Raw genomic sequence first — 16290 nt, 5'->3', positions numbered from 1 at the left:
GAGGCATCAGTGGCCCGGCGGCCCCTCCCCCGCATTCTGAGCAACGGCGGCGCACAGCTGGCCCGGAGCCGGGTGCTGGCCCGGACGGCGGCCGACAGCGCCACCGACGTCCTCCAGCCGCTGATCACGATCGGCCGCGGTCTGCGCAGGCTGGCCGCCGCCGGGCGGAGCAGATGGACCGAGACCCCCAAGGACCGGCGCGGTGCGCTGCTGTTCCTGGTGGCCTCGGTGGTCCTGGTCGTGGCACTCGTGCCGTACGGCCCGCTGCTCGCCGTCATCTCCCTGATGGCGGCGGCAGCCTGGCAGGGCAGGGACCGCACCCCGGCGACGCCGGAAGGCCCCGACGACTCCCAGACCCAGCGCCTCCAGTCCCTGTACGAGGCCCTGGTCCCGTATTTCTCGCTCGCCGAGGATCCCGACCCCCTGTACGCCCACGGCGGCGCCTGGGAGAAGGCGTTCCCGGCCTACGAGTTCGACGACGGCGGCCGCTTCACCCACCTGGTGATCCGCTACCCCGCCTACTTCACCGACGGGGAGGCCGGCTCCCGGACCCGCATCGAGCACCTGCTCACCGCGAAGTCCGGCCGGGGCCGGGAGTACCACTTCACGTGGGACGAGGAGGCCAACCACCTCACCGTCGACGTGCTCGCGGCGCTCCCCACCGACATCGCCGCCCAGCGTTTCGTCACCGCGCCCGGCGAGACCGTCCTCGGCTTCACCGACCCGACCCGGGTCCAGCGCACCCTCCCGCTCACCCACGGCGAGGAGCGGCGCGACGTCCCGCCGGTCGTCTGGCGCACCGGCATCCGCTCGACCGAACCCCACCTGCTGGTCCTGGGCCGGCCCGGCACCGGCACCTCCACCCTGCTGCGCTCGGTCGCCCTCCAGGCGCTGCAGCACGGAGACATCCTGATCGTCGACGGCGGCGGCACCGGTGAGTACGCCTGCCTTGTCGGCCGGGACGGCGTCCTGGCCGTCGAGTCCGGCCTCACCGGGGCGCTGACCAGCCTGGAGTGGGCCGCCGCCGAGACCGAGCGCCGGCTGATCTCCGTCAACCGGGCCCGTCAGGAAGGGCAGCCCGCGCCGGACGACACCCGGCGGCCCCTGTGGGTCCTCCTGGACCGTCCGAGCGCCTTCACGCACCTCGCCACGGCCGAGGGCCGCAGGGACCCGCAGTCCCTGCTCCAGGTGCCCCTGCGGCACGGCCGCGCCGCACACGTGACGGTGGTCGTCGCCGACCAGCTGGACGCCCTGGAGGGCCTCGGCGACGGCGTACTGCAGCACACACGCGCGCGCGTGGTGCTCGGCCCGGCCACGGCGGACGAACTGACCGCCGCGCTGGGTGCTCCCCCGCACACCACGCCCGTCGACCAGGTTCCCCCCGGCCGCGGGTACGCCCGCCTCGGCTCGGGAGCGGTGCACCGCCTCCAGGTCCCGGCCACCCCCGACCCCTACGACGACGCCACGAGCGACGCCCACCGGCAGGCGGTGCTCGACCTGCTCCCCCCGCGCACGACCCCGGCGGACGGGGAGCGGGCGCCGGTCCCCGCGGAGGCGGAGGCGGCGGAGGCGACGGCGGAGGCCAAGGCGGTGTCGATGGAGAAGAAGGCCCCGCCCGCACCCGGCGGGACCGAGCCGGCGGAAGCCCCGACGGAGCCCGAAGCCACGCCGGTGGCGACGGAGACGACGACGGAGGTGCCCGAGGCACCGGGCGGGCCGGAGGCAACCGCTGAGTCCTCGACGTCCGAGCCGGTCCCCGCGGGGCCGGTCCCCGTTGCGGCCGTCGCGGCGGAGCCGGTCCACGCCAAGGCAGTCGCGGCGGAGACCTCCTGAGGAAGGCGACCGCGGCCGGGGGCGGAGCGACCCACCGCTCCGCCCCCGGCCGCGTTTCCACCGACCGCCACACCCCGCCGAACCCGGGCTACGCCACGAACGTCCGCGGCGCCTCGCCGCCGCTCCCGGCTCCGCCGCTCTCCACCAGCCGGGCCGCCGCGGCCAGCCGGGACGCCGCCTCCTCGGCCACCGCGCCGCCCACGGTGAAGGGCAGCCGGACGTACCCCTCGAAGGCGCCGTCGACCCCGAAGCGCGGACCGGACGGGACCCGTACGCCCACCCGCTCCCCCGCCTCCGCGAGCCGGGAGCCGGAGAGGCCGCCCGTCCGCACCCACAGGGTGAGCCCGCCTCTGGGCACCTCGAACTCCCAGTCGGGCAGCTGTCGCCGTACCGCCGCCACCAGCTCGTCCCGGTTCTGCCGGGCCTGCTCCCGGCGGACCGCCACGGCCTGTTCCCAGCCGCCGGTGCTGAACAGCCAGTTCACGGCCAACTGCTCCAGTACGGGCGTGCCCAGGTCGGCGTAGGCCCGCGCGGCGACCAGGCTGCGGATGACGTCCGGCGCGGCGCGGACCCAGCCGATGCGCATCCCGGCCCAGAAGGCCTTGCTCGCGGAACCGACGGTGACGACCGTGGACCCGGCCGGGTCGAAGGCGCACACGGGCCGAGGCATCTCGACGTCGTCGTCCAGCCACAGCTCGCTCATCGTCTCGTCGGCCACGAGGACCGTGCCCGCCGACCGGGCCGCGTCCACGAGGCGGCGTCGCTGGTCCTCCTCGGCGAGCGCGCCGGTGGGGTTGTGGAAGTCGGCGACGACATAGGCGACGCGCGGAGCGGCCTCGCGCAGCACCTGGCGCCAGCGGTCGACGTCCCAGCCGGTCAGCCCCTCGGCCATCGCGACGGGGACGAGCCGGGCGCCGGCCTCCCGCATCAGCTGGAGGATGTTCGCGTAGGAGGGCGATTCCACGGCGATCCGCTCCCCGCGCCCCCCGAAGAGGTGACAGATGGCGTCGATCGCGCCCATCGCCCCCGTGGTCACCATGATCTGCTCGGGCATGGTCGGGATCCCGCGCGCGGTGTACCTCTCGGCGATCATCGCGCGCAGCGTCGGCAGTCCCGCCGGATAGTCGCCGTGGGTGTGCGCGTACGGCGGCAGCTCCTCCAGGGCGCCCTGCACGGCCCGGGTGAGCCAGGGCTCGGGCGCGGGGAGCGCCGCGCAGCCCAGGTCGATCATCGAACCGAGCGCTTCGGGCGGCAGCGGTTCGAGACCGCGCGCCGGCAGCGGGTTCCCGGCCGGTACGGCCGTCCAGCTGCCCGCGCCGCGCCGGGACTCCAGGAAGCCCTCCGCGCGCAGCGCCTCGTAGGCGGCGGCGACGGTGGTACGGCTGACCGTCAGGGCGAGGGCCAGTTCGCGTTCGGCGGGCAGCCGGGCGGCGACCGGGACGCGGCCTTCGAGGACGAGCAGCCGGATGCCGTCGGCAAGCGAACGGTAGGCGGGCGGGCGGCGGGTGCCGGGCCCGGCGGGACGGTCCTGCTGAGAGCCGAGCAGCCGGGCCAGCTGACCGGCCCCCACGGCCGAGGTCCACTGTGCCATGAAAATCAGTCCACCTTCCCCGAATTGGCCATGGTTGAGTCTCCTTCTCAAGCCACAGGGTGTCATGGAGCAGGCCACTACGACCACACAGGGAGCAGATCGTGTTCAGGCAGGCCGAGGTCCGGCACAGGCACCTCACACGGCGGCTGACCCAGCTCTACGGCGGACTCGCGCTGTACGGCGCGAGTTCGGCGCTCCTGGTCCGGTCGGGACTCGGCCTGGAGCCGTGGAACGTGCTGCACCAGGGGCTGGCGGAACGCACCGGCCTGTCCATGGGCGTGGTGCTGACCGTCCTGGGCGCCGCCGTGCTGCTCCTGTGGATCCCGTTGCGCCAGCGGCCGGGCCTGGGCACGGTTTCCAACGTGCTGGTGATCGGCGCGGCGATGGACGCGACGCTGTCCGTCCTGCCGGACGCCCAGGGGCTGCCGCTGCGGATCGCCGCGATGGTGGGCGGGATCGTCCTGAACGGGGCGGCGACCGGGCTGTACATCGCCGCGCGGTTCGGCCCCGGACCGCGCGACGGCCTGATGACGGGCCTGAACCGGCGCACGGGCCTCTCGGTACGCCTGGTGCGCACGGCCGTCGAGATCACCGTCGTGGTCACGGGCTTCGCCCTCGGCGGCACGGTCGGTCTCGGCACCCTCCTGTACGCGATGTCGATCGGCCCGCTCGCCCAGGTGTTCCTGCGCGTCTTCGCCGTGCTCCCGGCACCTTCCGGCAGCACGGTGGTTGCCGCCGGTGAACCCCGGCGCGCGATACTGCGTCGGTGACCACCCCGATACGCCACCCCTACCTCGACCACCCCGGCCCGATCGCCTTCGCCCACCGGGGCGGCTCGGCGGACGGCCTGGAGAACACGCTGCGGCAGTTCCGGCGGGCGGTCGAGGCGGGCTACCGGTACATCGAGACCGACGTCCACGCCACGCGCGACGGGAGGCTCGTGGCCTTCCACGACGCGACCCTGGACCGGGTGACCGACGGGGCCGGGCGGATCGCCGACCTTCCGTGGGAGCAGGTGCGTCACGCGCGCGTGGCGGGCGAGGAGCCGGTGCCGCTCTTCGAGGAACTCCTCGAGACGTTCCCCGAGGTGCGCTGGAACATCGACGTGAAGGCCGAGCCGGCACTGGTGCCCCTCCTGGAGCTGATCGGGCGGACGAACGCCTGGGACCGGGTCTGCGTCGGCTCGTTCTCGGAGGCACGCGTGGTGCGCGCCCAGCGCCTGGCGGGCCCGCGCCTGGCCACCTCGTACGGCGTCCGCGGCATCCTGGACCTCCGGCTGCGCTCGTGGGGTGTTCCGGTCGCCCCACGCCGTGCGCCGGTGGCCGCGCAGGTTCCCGAGGTCCAGTCGGGCGTCCGGGTCGTGGACCGCCGCTTCCTGCGCGCCGCCCACGCGCGCGGGCTCCAGGTGCACGTCTGGACGGTGAACGATCCGGACCGCATGCACCGGCTCCTGGACCTGGGAGTGGATGGCATCATGACCGATCACATCGACACACTGCGCAAGGTCATGGAGGACCGCGGCGTCTGGGCCTGAGTCCCGGCCGGTCGCCCGGGGCGGTGCGCGCGCACGGGGAAGCGAGGGCACGGGTGGGCACCGACACCCTGCGGACGGACGCGGCCGACGGGGCCGCCGACCGGCGGCGCGAACAGCGCGGCTGGTACTTCTACGACTGGGCGTGCTCGGTCTACTCGACGAGCGTGCTCACCGTGTTCCTGGGCCCCTATCTGACGTCGGTCGCCGAGTCGGCGGCGGACGGGGACGGCTACGTCCATCCGCTGGGGATACCGGTGCGCGCGGGCTCCTTCTTCGCGTACTCGGTGTCCCTCTCGGTGATCGTGGCGGTCCTGGTGATGCCTCTGGTGGGGGCCGCCGCCGACCGCTCGGGCCGCAAGAAGCCGCTGCTTGCCGCGGCCGCGTACACCGGCGCCGCGGCCACGGCGGGGATGTTCTTCCTGGACGGCGACCGCTATCTGCTGGGCGGCCTGCTCCTGGTCGTCGCCAACGCCGCGCAGTCGGTGGCGATGATGCTCTACAACTCGTACCTGCCGCAGATCGCACCGCCCGAGGAACGCGACGCCGTCTCCTCGCGCGGCTGGGCCTTCGGATACGCGGCCGGGGCCCTGGTCCTGATCGCGAACCTGATCCTGTACACCGCCCACGACTCCTTCGGACTGAGCGAGAGCGCCGCGGTCCGCATCTGCCTGGCGTCCGCCGGACTGTGGTGGGGCGCCTTCGCGCTCATCCCGCTGCGACGGCTGCGCGACCGCCGCCCTGCCGCGCGGGAGGCCGCGGGCACCGGCTGGAAGCAGCTCGCGGCGACGATCCGCGACATGCGCCGCCATCCGCTGACACTGGCCTTCCTGCTGGCGTACCTCGTCTACAACGACGGCATCCAGACCGTGATCACCCAGGCGTCGGTCTACGGCTCCGAGGAGCTGGGCCTCGGGCAGTCCACCCTCATCGTGGCGGTCCTGCTGGTCCAGGTGCTGGCGGTGGTGGGCGCGCTGGCCCTGGGGCGGCTGGCCAGGACGTACGGGGCCAAGCGGACCATCCTCGGGTCACTGGTGGCCTGGACGGTGACCCTCGCCGCCGGATACTTCCTGCCGGCCCGGGCGCCCGTGTGGTTCTTCGTGCTGGCCGCCGGGATCGGACTGGTCCTGGGCGGCAGCCAGGCGCTGTCCCGCTCCCTCTTCTCCCAGCTGGTTCCGCCCGGCAAGGAGGCCGAGTACTTCTCGGCGTACGAGCTGAGCGACCGCGGGATGAGCTGGCTCGGGCCGCTGCTCTTCGGGCTCACCTACCAGCTGACCGGGAGCTACCGGGACGCCATCATCTCGCTGGTGGCGTTCTTCGTGCTCGGTTTCGTGCTGCTCGCGCGGGTACCGGTACGGCGTGCGATCGGCGACGCGGGCAACCCGGTACCCGAAAGGATTTAGCACTCGGCGCGAAAGGGCTGTAGTGTACGCGTTTGGCCTGCCAGGCGGACCGTTACTGCGCGTCAATGGTGCCGAAACGCAATGTCACATCTGTTAGCAGAGGTGACAAACCGGACGTCGGCGGGTACTGCACTGGTTGCAAGGCTGCGGCTGCGACGGCGACGCAGGGCCCGGATCGGGAGTCCGGACGGGAATCTTTACCGCCGCCCGGACGTTGACCGGATGACGACGACAGCGACACCTGTCCTGTGGGCGACAAGCCCGGGAGGCACGATTCATGAGTGAGCGAGCTCTTCGCGGCACGCGCCTCGTGGTGACCAGCTACGAGACGGACCGCGGCATCGACCTGGCCCCGCGCCAGGCCGTGGAGTACGCATGCGAGAAGGGGCACCGCTTCGAGATGCCCTTCTCGGTCGAGGCGGAGATCCCGCCGGAGTGGGAGTGCAAGGTCTGCGGGGCCCAGGCACTCCTGGTGGACGGCGACGGCCCTGAGGAGAAGAAGGCCAAGCCCGCGCGTACGCACTGGGACATGCTGATGGAGCGGCGCACCCGCGAGGAGCTCGAAGAGGTCCTCGAGGAGCGGCTGGCCGTTCTGCGCTCCGGCGCGATGAACATCGCGGTCCATCCGCGAGACAGCCGCAAGAGTGCGTAGCGGGAAACCGTAGGCGACACAACCGAACACCGCGGGTGCCGTACGTGAGCTTCACGTGCGGCACCCGCGGTTTTGGTGTGTCCGGGGATGCCGGCGATCCGGCGCCCCCGGAGGGCTCAGTGGGTCAGCGGCGGACGGGGGCCCTGCGGCGCGTCGTCCGGATCGTCCCGGACGACCTCGCCCTGGACCACCTTGCCGTCCGGGCGGTGCATCCGGGCCTGACGGAAGGCGTCGCCCAGGGTGCCCGGGCCGGCCTCGCGGATCCTGCGCTCCACCGTGCGCTGCGCGGAGCGGCTGACAACCTTCTGCACCGGCGGCAGCAGCATGAGCAGGCCGAGCGCGTCCGAGATCAGGCCGGGCAGGATCAGGAGCAGCCCGCCCAGCATCATCAGGCCGTTGCCCTCGCTGTTCGGACGGGCCTCGGGCGGGACGCCGGACTGCTGCTGCTGCAGCGTCTCGGTGAGGTTCCTGAAGGCCCGGCGGCCCGCCGCCTTGATGACCACGGAGCCGAGGACGATGCCCGCGACCAGCAGCAGGAAGACCACGAGGCCGCTGGACGCACCGGCCACCACGGTCAGCAGCCAGATCTCCAGGACGAGCCAGGCGGCGATGCCCAGCGGCAGAAAGGTGCGCAGCCGGGAGCGCGGAGGCCGGCCGGGGGACCTGGGGGTCTGAGCGCCAGTCGTCATACTCCCAGTGTGCCTGGCCCCGGCTCAGCGCGGCGTAAGGGGACGATCAGGCGTTCCTGTCGGACGCCTGTGTCGACTTGTCGTCCCGCACGGCGGGCCTGTCGGGCTGCTTGTCGCGCCCCAGAACCTTGCCGACCCTCTCCCCCACGCCCCACGTGGTGACCCGCCAGAGCGCCTCCACGAGGATGTCCCGGCTCATCTTGGAGTCGCCGAGCTCCCGCTCGACGAAGGTGATCGGCACCTCGACGACGTGGTAACCGGCCTTGATCGCCCGGCGGGCCAGGTCGACCTGGAAGCAGTAGCCCTGGGAGGCGACCTCCTCGAGTCCGAGCCCCTCCAGGGTCTCGGAGCGGAAGGCGCGGTAGCCGCCGGTGATGTCGCGCAGCGGCAGGTCCAGAGCGATCCGCGAGTACATGCTGCCGCCGCGGGAGATGATCTCTCGCGACCTGGGCCAGTTCACCACCCGGCCGCCGGGCACCCAGCGGGAGCCGAGCACCAGGTCGGCGCCCTTGAGGGCGGTCAGCAGCCGGGGCAGTTCCTCGGGCTGGTGGGAGCCGTCGGCGTCCATCTCGACCAGCACGCCGTAGCCGTGCTCCAGTCCCCAGCGGAAGCCCGCCAGGTAGGCGGCGCCCAGGCCCTCCTTGCCCTTGCGGTGCAGGACCTGAACGTGATCGTCCTCCGCCGCCAGCTCGTCGGCGAGCTTGCCGGTGCCGTCGGGGCTGTTGTCGTCGGCCACGAGCACGTGGGCCTCGGGGACCGCCTCGCGCACGCGCGCGACGATCGCCTTGATGTTCTCCGCCTCGTTGTAGGTCGGGATGATCACCAGGACCGTGCCCAGGGGACCGAACCGCCTCCCCTGCCCCGCCGCCGCGGGCGTCCCGTCGCCGTCGTTCACCACTGCCCCTTCGTGTCCGTACGCAGAGCACCACCTTAATCGGCGCCGCCTGCGGTGACGTGACAGGACGTACGTACGGTGGTGTCGCTTTCCCAAGACCGGGGTAGGGATGGCCGTTTAAGACCGTTTGCGCGGCGGATGGGGGCCCGGCGCCCTTCGGGCCGACCTGGGGCCCGCTGGCTGCGGGTCGACCGAAAGCCGTTGTCTACTGAGCTCCCGGGCCCCACCCGGGGTCACACCTCCCGACCGGCCGGAACGATCCCTCGTCGTGGCGCGAGCGCTGAGCCTGGCTGCCAGTGGCGGTGCCCCGGTTCGGCACACCGTCCCTGACTCAGCGGCGCCGCGACGGTGCGCGGAAGATTCCCCGGTCGGGCGTCCGGTGGTGGACCCGGCCGAACCTACCGGCCCCCGGCCGTCGCCTGTCAACAGTCGTTCCACCTGCACCTTTGGCGTCAAAGCCCAGGTCAGCGCGGAGGACACGCACGTCGGACGCGCCCGAAGATCATCGCCCCGTCGGCCGTCGAGATCACTCGCCCGGCCGTACGAACACGGTCCGGCCGCCCACGACGGTGCGCAGGCAGACCGGCAGGTCCCGGCCCGGGGTCAGATCCGGCAGGCCCGGAGTGCCGGAGCGCGGGTCGGTGGACCAGCGGGCCACCCGGTCGTCCGGGGCCTGGACCACGAGTTCGCCGGTGCGCCACACGGCGTAGTCGGCGGGCACGCCCGGCACCAGCACACCCGCGTCGTCGCGCCCGACCGCCCGCCAGCCGCCGCGCGTGTGTGCCGTGAACGCCGCGCGCACGGAGACCCGGTGTTCCGGCGTGTGGTGGAAGGCGGCGGCCCGGACGGTGCCCCACGGGTCGAGGGGGGTGACCGGGCTGTCGGAGCCGAAGGCGAGCGGGACCCCGGCGCGCAGCAGGGCCGCGAAGGGGTTGAGCGAACGGGCCCGCTCCGCTCCGAGCCGCCGGGCGTACATGCCGTCCTCGCCGCCCCAGAGGGCGTCGAAGGCGGGCTGGACGGAGGCGGTGAGGCCCAGTTCGGCGAAGGCGGCGACGGTCTCGGGGGTGAGCATCTCGGCGTGCTCGACACGGTGGCGGGCGGCGCGCAGGCGGGCGAGGCCGACCTTGTCGGCGGCGGCGCGGACCCCCTCCACCACGGTGGCCACGGCGGCGTCGCCGATGGCGTGGAAGCCCGCCTGGAGGCCGGCCTCGGTGCAGGCGACGACGTGTGCGGTGACCGCGGCGGCGTCCAGGTGCGCGGTGCCGGTGTGGGCGGCGTCGGCGTACTGCTGGTGCAGGCACGCGGTGTGCGAGCCGAGGGAGCCGTCGACGAAGAGGTCACCGGCCGCCCCGACCGCGCCCAGCCCGCGCGCCTTGTCGACGTCCTGTTCGGCCCAGTAGCCGATGACCCGCGGGCCCGCCTGCTCGGCCGCCAGGCGCAGCAGACCGGTGAAGTCGTCCTCGGAGGAGATCTCCGGGCCTGCGCATTCGTGAACGGTTCCGATGCCGAGGGAGACGGCGTGGGCGAGGGCGGCGCGCTGGGCCGCGGCGCGCTGGGCCGGGGTGACGGCGCCGAGCGCGGCAGCGCGTACGGCATGGTGGTCGTCGCCGGTGAGCGGGCCGTCCACGCGGGCGACCCGGCCGGGGGTCAGATCGAGCAGGGCGGTGGTGACGACGGCCGAATGGACGTCGATACGGCTGAGATAGAGGGGCCGGCCGCCGGTGGCCCGGTCGAGTTCGGCGCGGGTCGGCGGTACGCCGTCGGGCCAGCGGGCGGCGTCCCAGCCGTGTCCGAGGAGCACGCGGTCGTCCGGGCGGGCGGCAGCGAAGTCGCGTACGAGGGTGAGGGCGGCCTCCCGGGTGGGGGCACCGGAGAGGTCGAGACCGGTGAGGGCGAGACCGGTCGCGGTGGTGTGCACATGTGCGTCGGTGAACGCCGGGGTGACGAGGGCGCCGTCCAGGTCGACCACCTCGTCCACACCGTCCGCGAAGGCGTCCGCGGCGCCCTCGGAGCCGACCCAGGCGACCTGGCCGCGCTCGACGACCATGGCCGTGGCGAAGGGGTCGGCGGGACTGTGGACCTCGCCGCGGCGCAGCAGGACGGTCGAGGACGGGGTGGTGGTCTCACTCATGGACACCAGTCTCGCCCCTCACGGGGGCCGCCCGGCAGCCGGGGCGGCCACGCGGGCGTGCCGGGGCGGCCCGGAGTCAGACGCGTGGCGGGCGGGCCTCGTACGGCGTGGAGAGCACGACGGTGGTCCGGGTGGAGACGCCGGCCAGGGAGCGCACCCGGGCGAGCAGTTCCTCCAGCTGGTGCGGCGTGGAGACGCGGACCTTGAGGATGTAGTTCTCGTCGCCCGCCACGCTGTGGCAGGCCTCGATCTCGGGGACGCCGGCGAGGCGGTCAGCGATGTCGTCGGGGGCGCTGGGGTCGAAGGGTTTCACCGAGATGAAGGCGGTCATCGGCAGCCCGACGGCCTCGGGGTCGACGACCGCGGCGTACCCGCGGATGACGCCGCGCTGTTCCAGCCGCCGCACCCGCTGGTGCACGGCCGACGTGGACAGGCCCGTGGCCTTGCCCAGGTCGGTGTAGCTCATCCGCCCGTCCTTGACGAGCAGCTGCACGATCTGTCGGTCCAGCTCCTCCATGGCGCAAGAACCTACAGTGCGGTTGATCTCCTCGGATACCTGAGCGGTCCGGGGCATGTCCGGTTCGTGATGTGACGGGGCGTCGGCCGCGTTCGGGGCGGGGACAAATCCGCCGGACGGGGCACCTGCGCACGGCATGTGACGAAGACCACACCGCTCGAACGGTCTCCGTGATGTTCGCGTGATTACCCAGCGGAGGGGACGGGAAGTGCTTGCTGTGGTCGAGGCCGCAGTGCCGTCACGGCCCAGCCCGAGGGGGAGAATCCCATGCAGAGTCTTAAGCGCCCTGGTCGTACCGCGCCCAAGCGGCAGCAGCCGGTCGTCGAGCCCGTATCGGAGGGCGTCGAACCCGACGCCTTCGACGACGAGGACCTCGACGCGTACGACACCTTCGAGATGTACCGGGTGATCTGCCCGGACTGCGCGCAGCCCATCGCGCTGCTGGCGGACGAGCGGGAGCTGCCGGAGCACGCGCTCTGCGCCTCTCCGTGGAACCCGTTCGGGCTCACGGTCTGTGCCGGCACCGGCCGCAGGGCCACCGAAGCCCGTCCAGCGGACGAGTCGTTCCAGCCCCACGAGCAGGACACCGCCCTGCTGTTGACGCTCCCCCGGGGCCTCGACTGGCGGACCCAGCCGTTCTCCCACGTCGGCGGCCCGGGCTCGCGCCCGATGCGGGTGCCGACGATGCGGAGCGAAGCGGCCTGAGACAGCCGCGCACCCCCGTTCGGGGGACGCCGCCCCGTACGCCACCCGATGCGGTCACCCCGCCCGCGCCACGGCTCGCAGGACGCCGGGGCGCGGGTCGGCGCCGACGAGCCGACGACACGTCAGGTCGCCCCGGCAACCGCGCGACGGCGGTGGACACCCGCGAACTCACGCTCGATTGCGTCCGCCGGTGACCTGTCCTCACATCGCCGCGTTGCCCTGGTATGACCCACACGTACTCGGCGACCGGGAGTCGGCGCCGCGTGTTCGTCCCGGTGCCCGCCGGACCGGTTCCGCCGGCCCCGCAGATCCCGGACCCGCCCATCTACCGCGAGCTGATGCGGACCTGGGCCGACGGCGGCCGCACGCTGCCCGGGCGCCACGACCCGGAGTGGATCAGGCTCGCGGAACCCCCGCGCGGACTCGGCGACTTCTTCACCGGCGCCGACGCCCTGACCCCCGCGGACGCCCTCGCCACCGGCGACTCCCGCGTCACCGGTGGCTTCACCGTCACCGGTGACTTCAGCGTCCCTCGGGGCCCGCGAGGTGCCGGGCGATGACCATGCGCTGGATCTGATTGGTGCCCTCGACGATCTGGAGCACCTTCGCCTCGCGCATGTACCGCTCGGCCGGGAAGTCCGCGGTGTAGCCGTACCCGCCGAGGACCTGCACGGCGTCGGTGGTCACCTGCATCGCCGCGTCGGTGCAGTACAGCTTGGCCATCGCCGCCTGCTTGGCGAACGGGCGTCCGGCGTCGCGCAGCCGCGCCGCCGTCAGATACAGCGCACGCCCCGCCTCGATCCGGGTCGCCATGTCGGCCAGCATGAAGCGCAGCCCTTGGAAGTCGGAGATCGGCTTGCCGAACTGGCGCCGCTCGGCCGCGTAGGACACCGCCTCGTCCAGCGCCGCCTGGGCCACGCCGACCGCGCAGGCGGCGATGCCGAGGCGCCCCGAGTCGAGCGCGGACAGCGCGATCGCGAAGCCCTGCCCCTCGTCGCCGAGCCGGCGGTCGTCGGGGACCCGCACGCCGTCGAGGTGGATCTGCGCGGTGGGTGAGCCCTTGAGCCCCATCTTCTTCTCCGGCACCGCCGCGCTCAGCCCCTCGGCGTCGCCGGGCACCAGGAAGGCCGTGATGCCGCGCGGCCCGTCCTCGCCGGTGCGCGCCATGACGGTGTAGAAGTCCGCGACGCCGCCATGGGTGATCCAGGCCTTGGTGCCGTCGATCACCCAGTCGTCGCCCTCGCGCACGGCCTTGGTGCGCAGCGAGGCGGCGTCGGAGCCGGAGGCGGGCTCGGAGAGGCAGTAGGCGCCCACCAGGCCGCCGCCGAGCATCGCGGGCAGGTGGTCGGCCTGCTGCTCCTTGGTGCCGTAGGCGGCCAGCGCGTAGCAGGCGAGGGTGTGCACGCTGACGCCGAGGCCGACGGTGAGGCGGGCCGCGGCGAACTCCTCCAGGACCTGGAGGTACACCTCGTAGGGCTGCTCGCCACCGCCGAACTGGGCGTCGTAGGGCAGGCCGAGCAGGCCGGAGTCGGAGAGCAGGGCGAAGACCTCGCGCGGGAAGCGTCCGGCGTCCTCCTCCTCGGCCGCGCTCGGGGCGATCTCACGCTGCGCGATGTCGCGGACGAGTGAGATCAGATCCCGTGCCTCGTCCGTGGGCAGTTGCCGGTCCACCGGCTGCGGGGCGCGGTCGGGCATGGCGACGCTCTCCTCCCTGTCGGGCGCAACGGCGGGTGCGCGCCTTGGGTGGAGGCGGGTCCGCCGGGTCGTTCGGGCCTGGCCGATGCTCGCACTCCCGGGTCGCGGAAGCGGCTGACCAGCGGCTGTGCGCTGTGAGTATGCCCGATTGGACGCATGGAGTCACCAGTTAACGACCGCTTACTTCAAGAAAGGGTCCGGCCCGCCGCGAAGGGCCGGAATTCGACGCTCCGGACGGAAAATGGTCCGCACCATTGACCCCACTGGTCTAGTCCTTCTACGGTGACGGCCCGAACGCGTTACCGCGTTCATGCCAATCGGCGCGCGTTTCCCTCTTCCCCCCACGAGGAGACACCCGATGCACGTCCCGCACCTCCCCCGCGCCCGCTCCCTGCGGGCGCTCCTCGGCGCCCTGTGTTCCGTCGCCCTCGGCGCGGGGCTGCTGGCCGGCGCCGGCACGGCCACGGCCACGCCCCCTCCACAGGCACCCGCCACACAGGCCGCGGCCGGTTCCAAGGTCGTCGGCTACTTCACCGAATGGGGCACCTACGACCGGAAGTACTACGTCAAGAACGTCGAGACCTCCGGTTCGGGCGCCGAACTGACCCACATCAACTACGCGTTCGGCAACGTCACCGGCGGCAAGTGCGCGATGGGCGACGCCTACGCGGCGACCGACCGGGCGTACACCGCGGCGGAGTCCGTCGACGGGACCGCCGACACCTGGGACCAGCCGCTGCGGGGCAATTTCAACCAGCTGCTCAAGCTGAAGAAGAAGCACCCCGACCTCAAGATCCTGTGGTCCTTCGGCGGCTGGACCTGGTCCGGCGGGTTCACCGAGGCCGCCAAGGACCCGGCCGCCTTCGCCCAGTCCTGCTACGACCTGGTCGAGAACTCCAAGTGGGCCGACGTCTTCGACGGCATCGACATCGACTGGGAGTACCCCAACTCCTGCGGCCTGAGCTGCGACGAGAGCGGCCGGGACGCGTTCCCGAAGCTGATGGGCGCGCTGCGTGCCAAGTTCGGCCAGGGCTACCTGGTGACCGCGGCGATCACGGCCGACGCGACGGCCGGCGGCAAGATCGACGCGGCGGACTACGCGGGCGCCGCACAGTACGTCGACTGGTACAATCCGATGACGTACGACTTCTTCGGCGCCTGGGACACGACCGGACCGACCGCGCCGCACTCGCCGCTGACCTCGTACTCCGGCATCCCCAAGGCGGACTACCACTCCTCGGCGACCATCGCGAAGCTCAAGGGCCTGGGCGTTCCGGCCTCGAAGCTGCTGCTCGGCCTCGGCTTCTACGGGCGCGGCTGGACCGGCGTCACCCAGTCGGAGCCCGGTGGCACGGCGACCGGGCCGGCGAAGGGCACGTACGAGAACGGCATCGAGGACTACAAGGTGCTGAAGGCCAGTTGCCCGGCGACCGGCACGGTGGCGGGCACCGCGTACGCCAAGTGCGGCAGCGACTGGTGGAGTTACGACACCCCGCAGACCATCGCGACCAAGATGTCGTACAAGAACGAGCAGGGTCTGGGCGGGACGTTCTTCTGGGAGCTGAGCGGCGACACCGCGAACGGTGAGCTGATCAAGGCGATCGACTGAACCACCCGGCGCACGGGGGCGGGGGCGGAGGCCGGCTCGGGCCTCCGCCCCTTCGTCAGGTGTCGCGGCGGGCGGCTTCCGGGGCCGGGTAGGCGGGGTCCAGCTCCTCGATGGCGCGCAGCGTGCCGCCGAGCGACTTGACCAGCAGTTCGCGCATGGTCTCGCGGGGCAGTCCGGGCCGGCCGATCCAGTCGAGGGTGGCGCCCTCGACGCTGCACACCCAGGCGAGCAGGCCCATGCGGGCCAGCGGCCCGATGTCGGAGCGGCCGTACGCCCCCTCCGCGATGGTGGCGACGATGGCCTCGCGCACCCCGTCCCGGATGGCGTGCACCTCGGTGTCGAAGCCGACCCCGCCGCTGACGATGGTCCGGTAGGCGGCCTGGTTGTGCTCGGCGTAGCGCAGGTAGCCGTCGATGGTGCGCTGCACGCGGTCCACCTGCGGCAGTTCGGTGCCCCGGGCGGCGGTGGTGACCAGGTCGGCGACGGAGTCCTGGATGATCGCCAGGTAGTAGCCCCGCTTGGACTGGAAGTAGTAGTAGATCAGCCCCTTGGCGACATGCGCCTGGCGGGCGATGTCGTCCATCGAGAGCGCGTCGTAGGACGTGTCCGCGAACAACCTCCGCCCGATGCCGATGAGTTCGGCGCGACGTGCCAGCGACCGCTCGGTGCCGCGCGCCCGGGGACGGGCGTCGGCACGCTGTTGACTGATATTCAATTTCGACCCTGGTCTCCTACGGGCGGCGGGACATCCGCAGTATGGCAGGTCGGGTCGTGGGGCAGGTCACACGCCGGTCACGTCACAGCAGCCCCAGCTGAACCACGAGCATCGCGACCACCACGACGAGGGTCCAGCCCATGACGTGCTCGAGAATCTTCGGACCGTCGTCCTTGGGGCCGCCGGTGCGGACACGGGCGGCGGTGGCGGTGTGTGCGGTCATGGCTTCTCACTGATCTCGGGCGTTCGGTGGATCCCCCCGCGGTCCTGTCCACCTTGCCACTGACAGCGGCTTTTGCGCCGGAGACCTTGGTCACAGCGAAG

At 72.7% G+C, this 16290-nt stretch carries 16 protein-coding genes; 8 read left to right on the top strand and 8 right to left on the bottom strand.

What is annotated here, in order from left to right; all coding sequences use genetic code 11:
* The first annotated feature begins 9 nt into the window (after positions 1–9).
* Positions 10–1833, top strand: coding sequence for a hypothetical protein (locus ACGF3J_RS34510; protein WP_161330456.1), 1824 nt, complete (start codon positions 10–12; stop codon positions 1831–1833).
* A gap of 88 nt (positions 1834–1921) precedes the next feature.
* Here ACGF3J_RS34510 and ACGF3J_RS34505 read toward each other — a convergent pair whose 3' ends face one another.
* A complete protein-coding gene (locus ACGF3J_RS34505) occupies positions 1922–3424 on the bottom strand; it encodes a PLP-dependent aminotransferase family protein (protein WP_386932643.1) in 1503 nt (500 codons plus the stop codon).
* 101 nt (positions 3425–3525) lie between these two features.
* Between ACGF3J_RS34505 and ACGF3J_RS34500 the strand changes: the two genes are divergently transcribed.
* The 4 genes from ACGF3J_RS34500 (at position 3526) to ACGF3J_RS34485 (ending at position 7010) form a co-directional block, all read left to right on the top strand.
* Complete coding sequence (locus ACGF3J_RS34500) at positions 3526–4194, top strand: hypothetical protein (protein WP_161329002.1); 669 nt, start codon at positions 3526–3528, stop codon at positions 4192–4194.
* Positions 4191–4958 (top strand): glycerophosphodiester phosphodiesterase, encoded by a 768-nt coding sequence (locus ACGF3J_RS34495; RefSeq protein WP_161329003.1) that lies wholly within the window; start codon positions 4191–4193, stop codon positions 4956–4958. The genes ACGF3J_RS34500 and ACGF3J_RS34495 overlap by 4 nt, the downstream gene beginning before the upstream one ends.
* Positions 4959–5011: 53 nt before the next feature.
* Positions 5012–6358, top strand: a complete 1347-nt coding sequence (locus ACGF3J_RS34490) for an MFS transporter (RefSeq protein ID WP_161329004.1) — start codon at positions 5012–5014, stop codon at positions 6356–6358.
* A gap of 277 nt (positions 6359–6635) precedes the next feature.
* Positions 6636–7010, top strand: a complete 375-nt coding sequence (locus ACGF3J_RS34485; RefSeq protein ID WP_003977404.1) for an RNA polymerase-binding protein RbpA — start codon at positions 6636–6638, stop codon at positions 7008–7010.
* A gap of 116 nt (positions 7011–7126) precedes the next feature.
* On the opposite strand, the gene fxsA is transcribed toward ACGF3J_RS34485, so the two are convergent.
* The 4 genes from fxsA to ACGF3J_RS34465 all read right to left on the bottom strand — a co-directional run bounded on the left by fxsA (position 7127) and on the right by ACGF3J_RS34465 (position 11242).
* Positions 7127–7699, bottom strand: a complete 573-nt coding sequence (gene fxsA / locus ACGF3J_RS34480) for an FxsA family membrane protein (protein ID WP_161331272.1) — start codon at positions 7697–7699, stop codon at positions 7127–7129.
* A gap of 46 nt (positions 7700–7745) precedes the next feature.
* Positions 7746–8594, bottom strand: coding sequence for a polyprenol monophosphomannose synthase (locus ACGF3J_RS34475; RefSeq protein ID WP_161331271.1), 849 nt, complete (start codon positions 8592–8594; stop codon positions 7746–7748).
* A gap of 526 nt (positions 8595–9120) precedes the next feature.
* Positions 9121–10725, bottom strand: coding sequence for an amidohydrolase (locus ACGF3J_RS34470; RefSeq protein ID WP_393855553.1), 1605 nt, complete (start codon positions 10723–10725; stop codon positions 9121–9123).
* Positions 10726–10801: 76 nt separating this feature from the next.
* On the bottom strand, positions 10802–11242 hold the full coding sequence (locus ACGF3J_RS34465) for an Lrp/AsnC family transcriptional regulator (protein WP_122617133.1): 441 nt from the start codon (positions 11240–11242) through the stop codon (positions 10802–10804).
* 267 nt (positions 11243–11509) lie between these two features.
* Here ACGF3J_RS34465 and ACGF3J_RS34460 point away from each other — a divergent pair, with 267 nt between their 5' ends.
* Together ACGF3J_RS34460 and ACGF3J_RS34455 are read left to right on the top strand one after the other, a co-directional pair.
* A complete protein-coding gene (locus ACGF3J_RS34460; protein WP_161331269.1) occupies positions 11510–11947 on the top strand; it encodes a hypothetical protein in 438 nt (145 codons plus the stop codon).
* 224 nt (positions 11948–12171) lie between these two features.
* A complete protein-coding gene (locus ACGF3J_RS34455) occupies positions 12172–12507 on the top strand; it encodes a hypothetical protein (RefSeq protein ID WP_161331268.1) in 336 nt (111 codons plus the stop codon).
* Here ACGF3J_RS34455 and ACGF3J_RS34450 read toward each other — a convergent pair.
* Positions 12470–13642, bottom strand: a complete 1173-nt coding sequence (locus ACGF3J_RS34450) for an acyl-CoA dehydrogenase (protein ID WP_393855552.1) — start codon at positions 13640–13642, stop codon at positions 12470–12472. The genes ACGF3J_RS34455 and ACGF3J_RS34450 overlap by 38 nt on opposite strands.
* A gap of 358 nt (positions 13643–14000) precedes the next feature.
* On the opposite strand from ACGF3J_RS34450, the gene ACGF3J_RS34445 reads away from it, so the two are divergent.
* On the top strand, positions 14001–15251 hold the full coding sequence (locus tag ACGF3J_RS34445; RefSeq protein ID WP_393855551.1) for a glycoside hydrolase family 18 protein: 1251 nt from the start codon (positions 14001–14003) through the stop codon (positions 15249–15251).
* Positions 15252–15306: 55 nt separating this feature from the next.
* On the opposite strand, the gene ACGF3J_RS34440 is transcribed toward ACGF3J_RS34445, so the two are convergent.
* Together ACGF3J_RS34440 and ACGF3J_RS34435 are read right to left on the bottom strand one after the other, a co-directional pair.
* On the bottom strand, positions 15307–15966 hold the full coding sequence (locus ACGF3J_RS34440) for a TetR/AcrR family transcriptional regulator (RefSeq protein ID WP_161331920.1): 660 nt from the start codon (positions 15964–15966) through the stop codon (positions 15307–15309).
* A gap of 82 nt (positions 15967–16048) precedes the next feature.
* Positions 16049–16189, bottom strand: coding sequence for an SCO1431 family membrane protein (locus ACGF3J_RS34435; RefSeq protein WP_161331921.1), 141 nt, complete (start codon positions 16187–16189; stop codon positions 16049–16051).
* Positions 16190–16290 lie beyond the last annotated feature (101 nt).

The organism is Streptomyces sp. NPDC048171 (genome assembly GCF_043202655.1).
GTDB lineage: Bacteria > Actinomycetota > Actinomycetes > Streptomycetales > Streptomycetaceae > Streptomyces.
The sequence above is the reverse complement of the archived record's forward strand: the minus strand, read 5'-3'. Positions and strand labels throughout refer to the sequence as shown.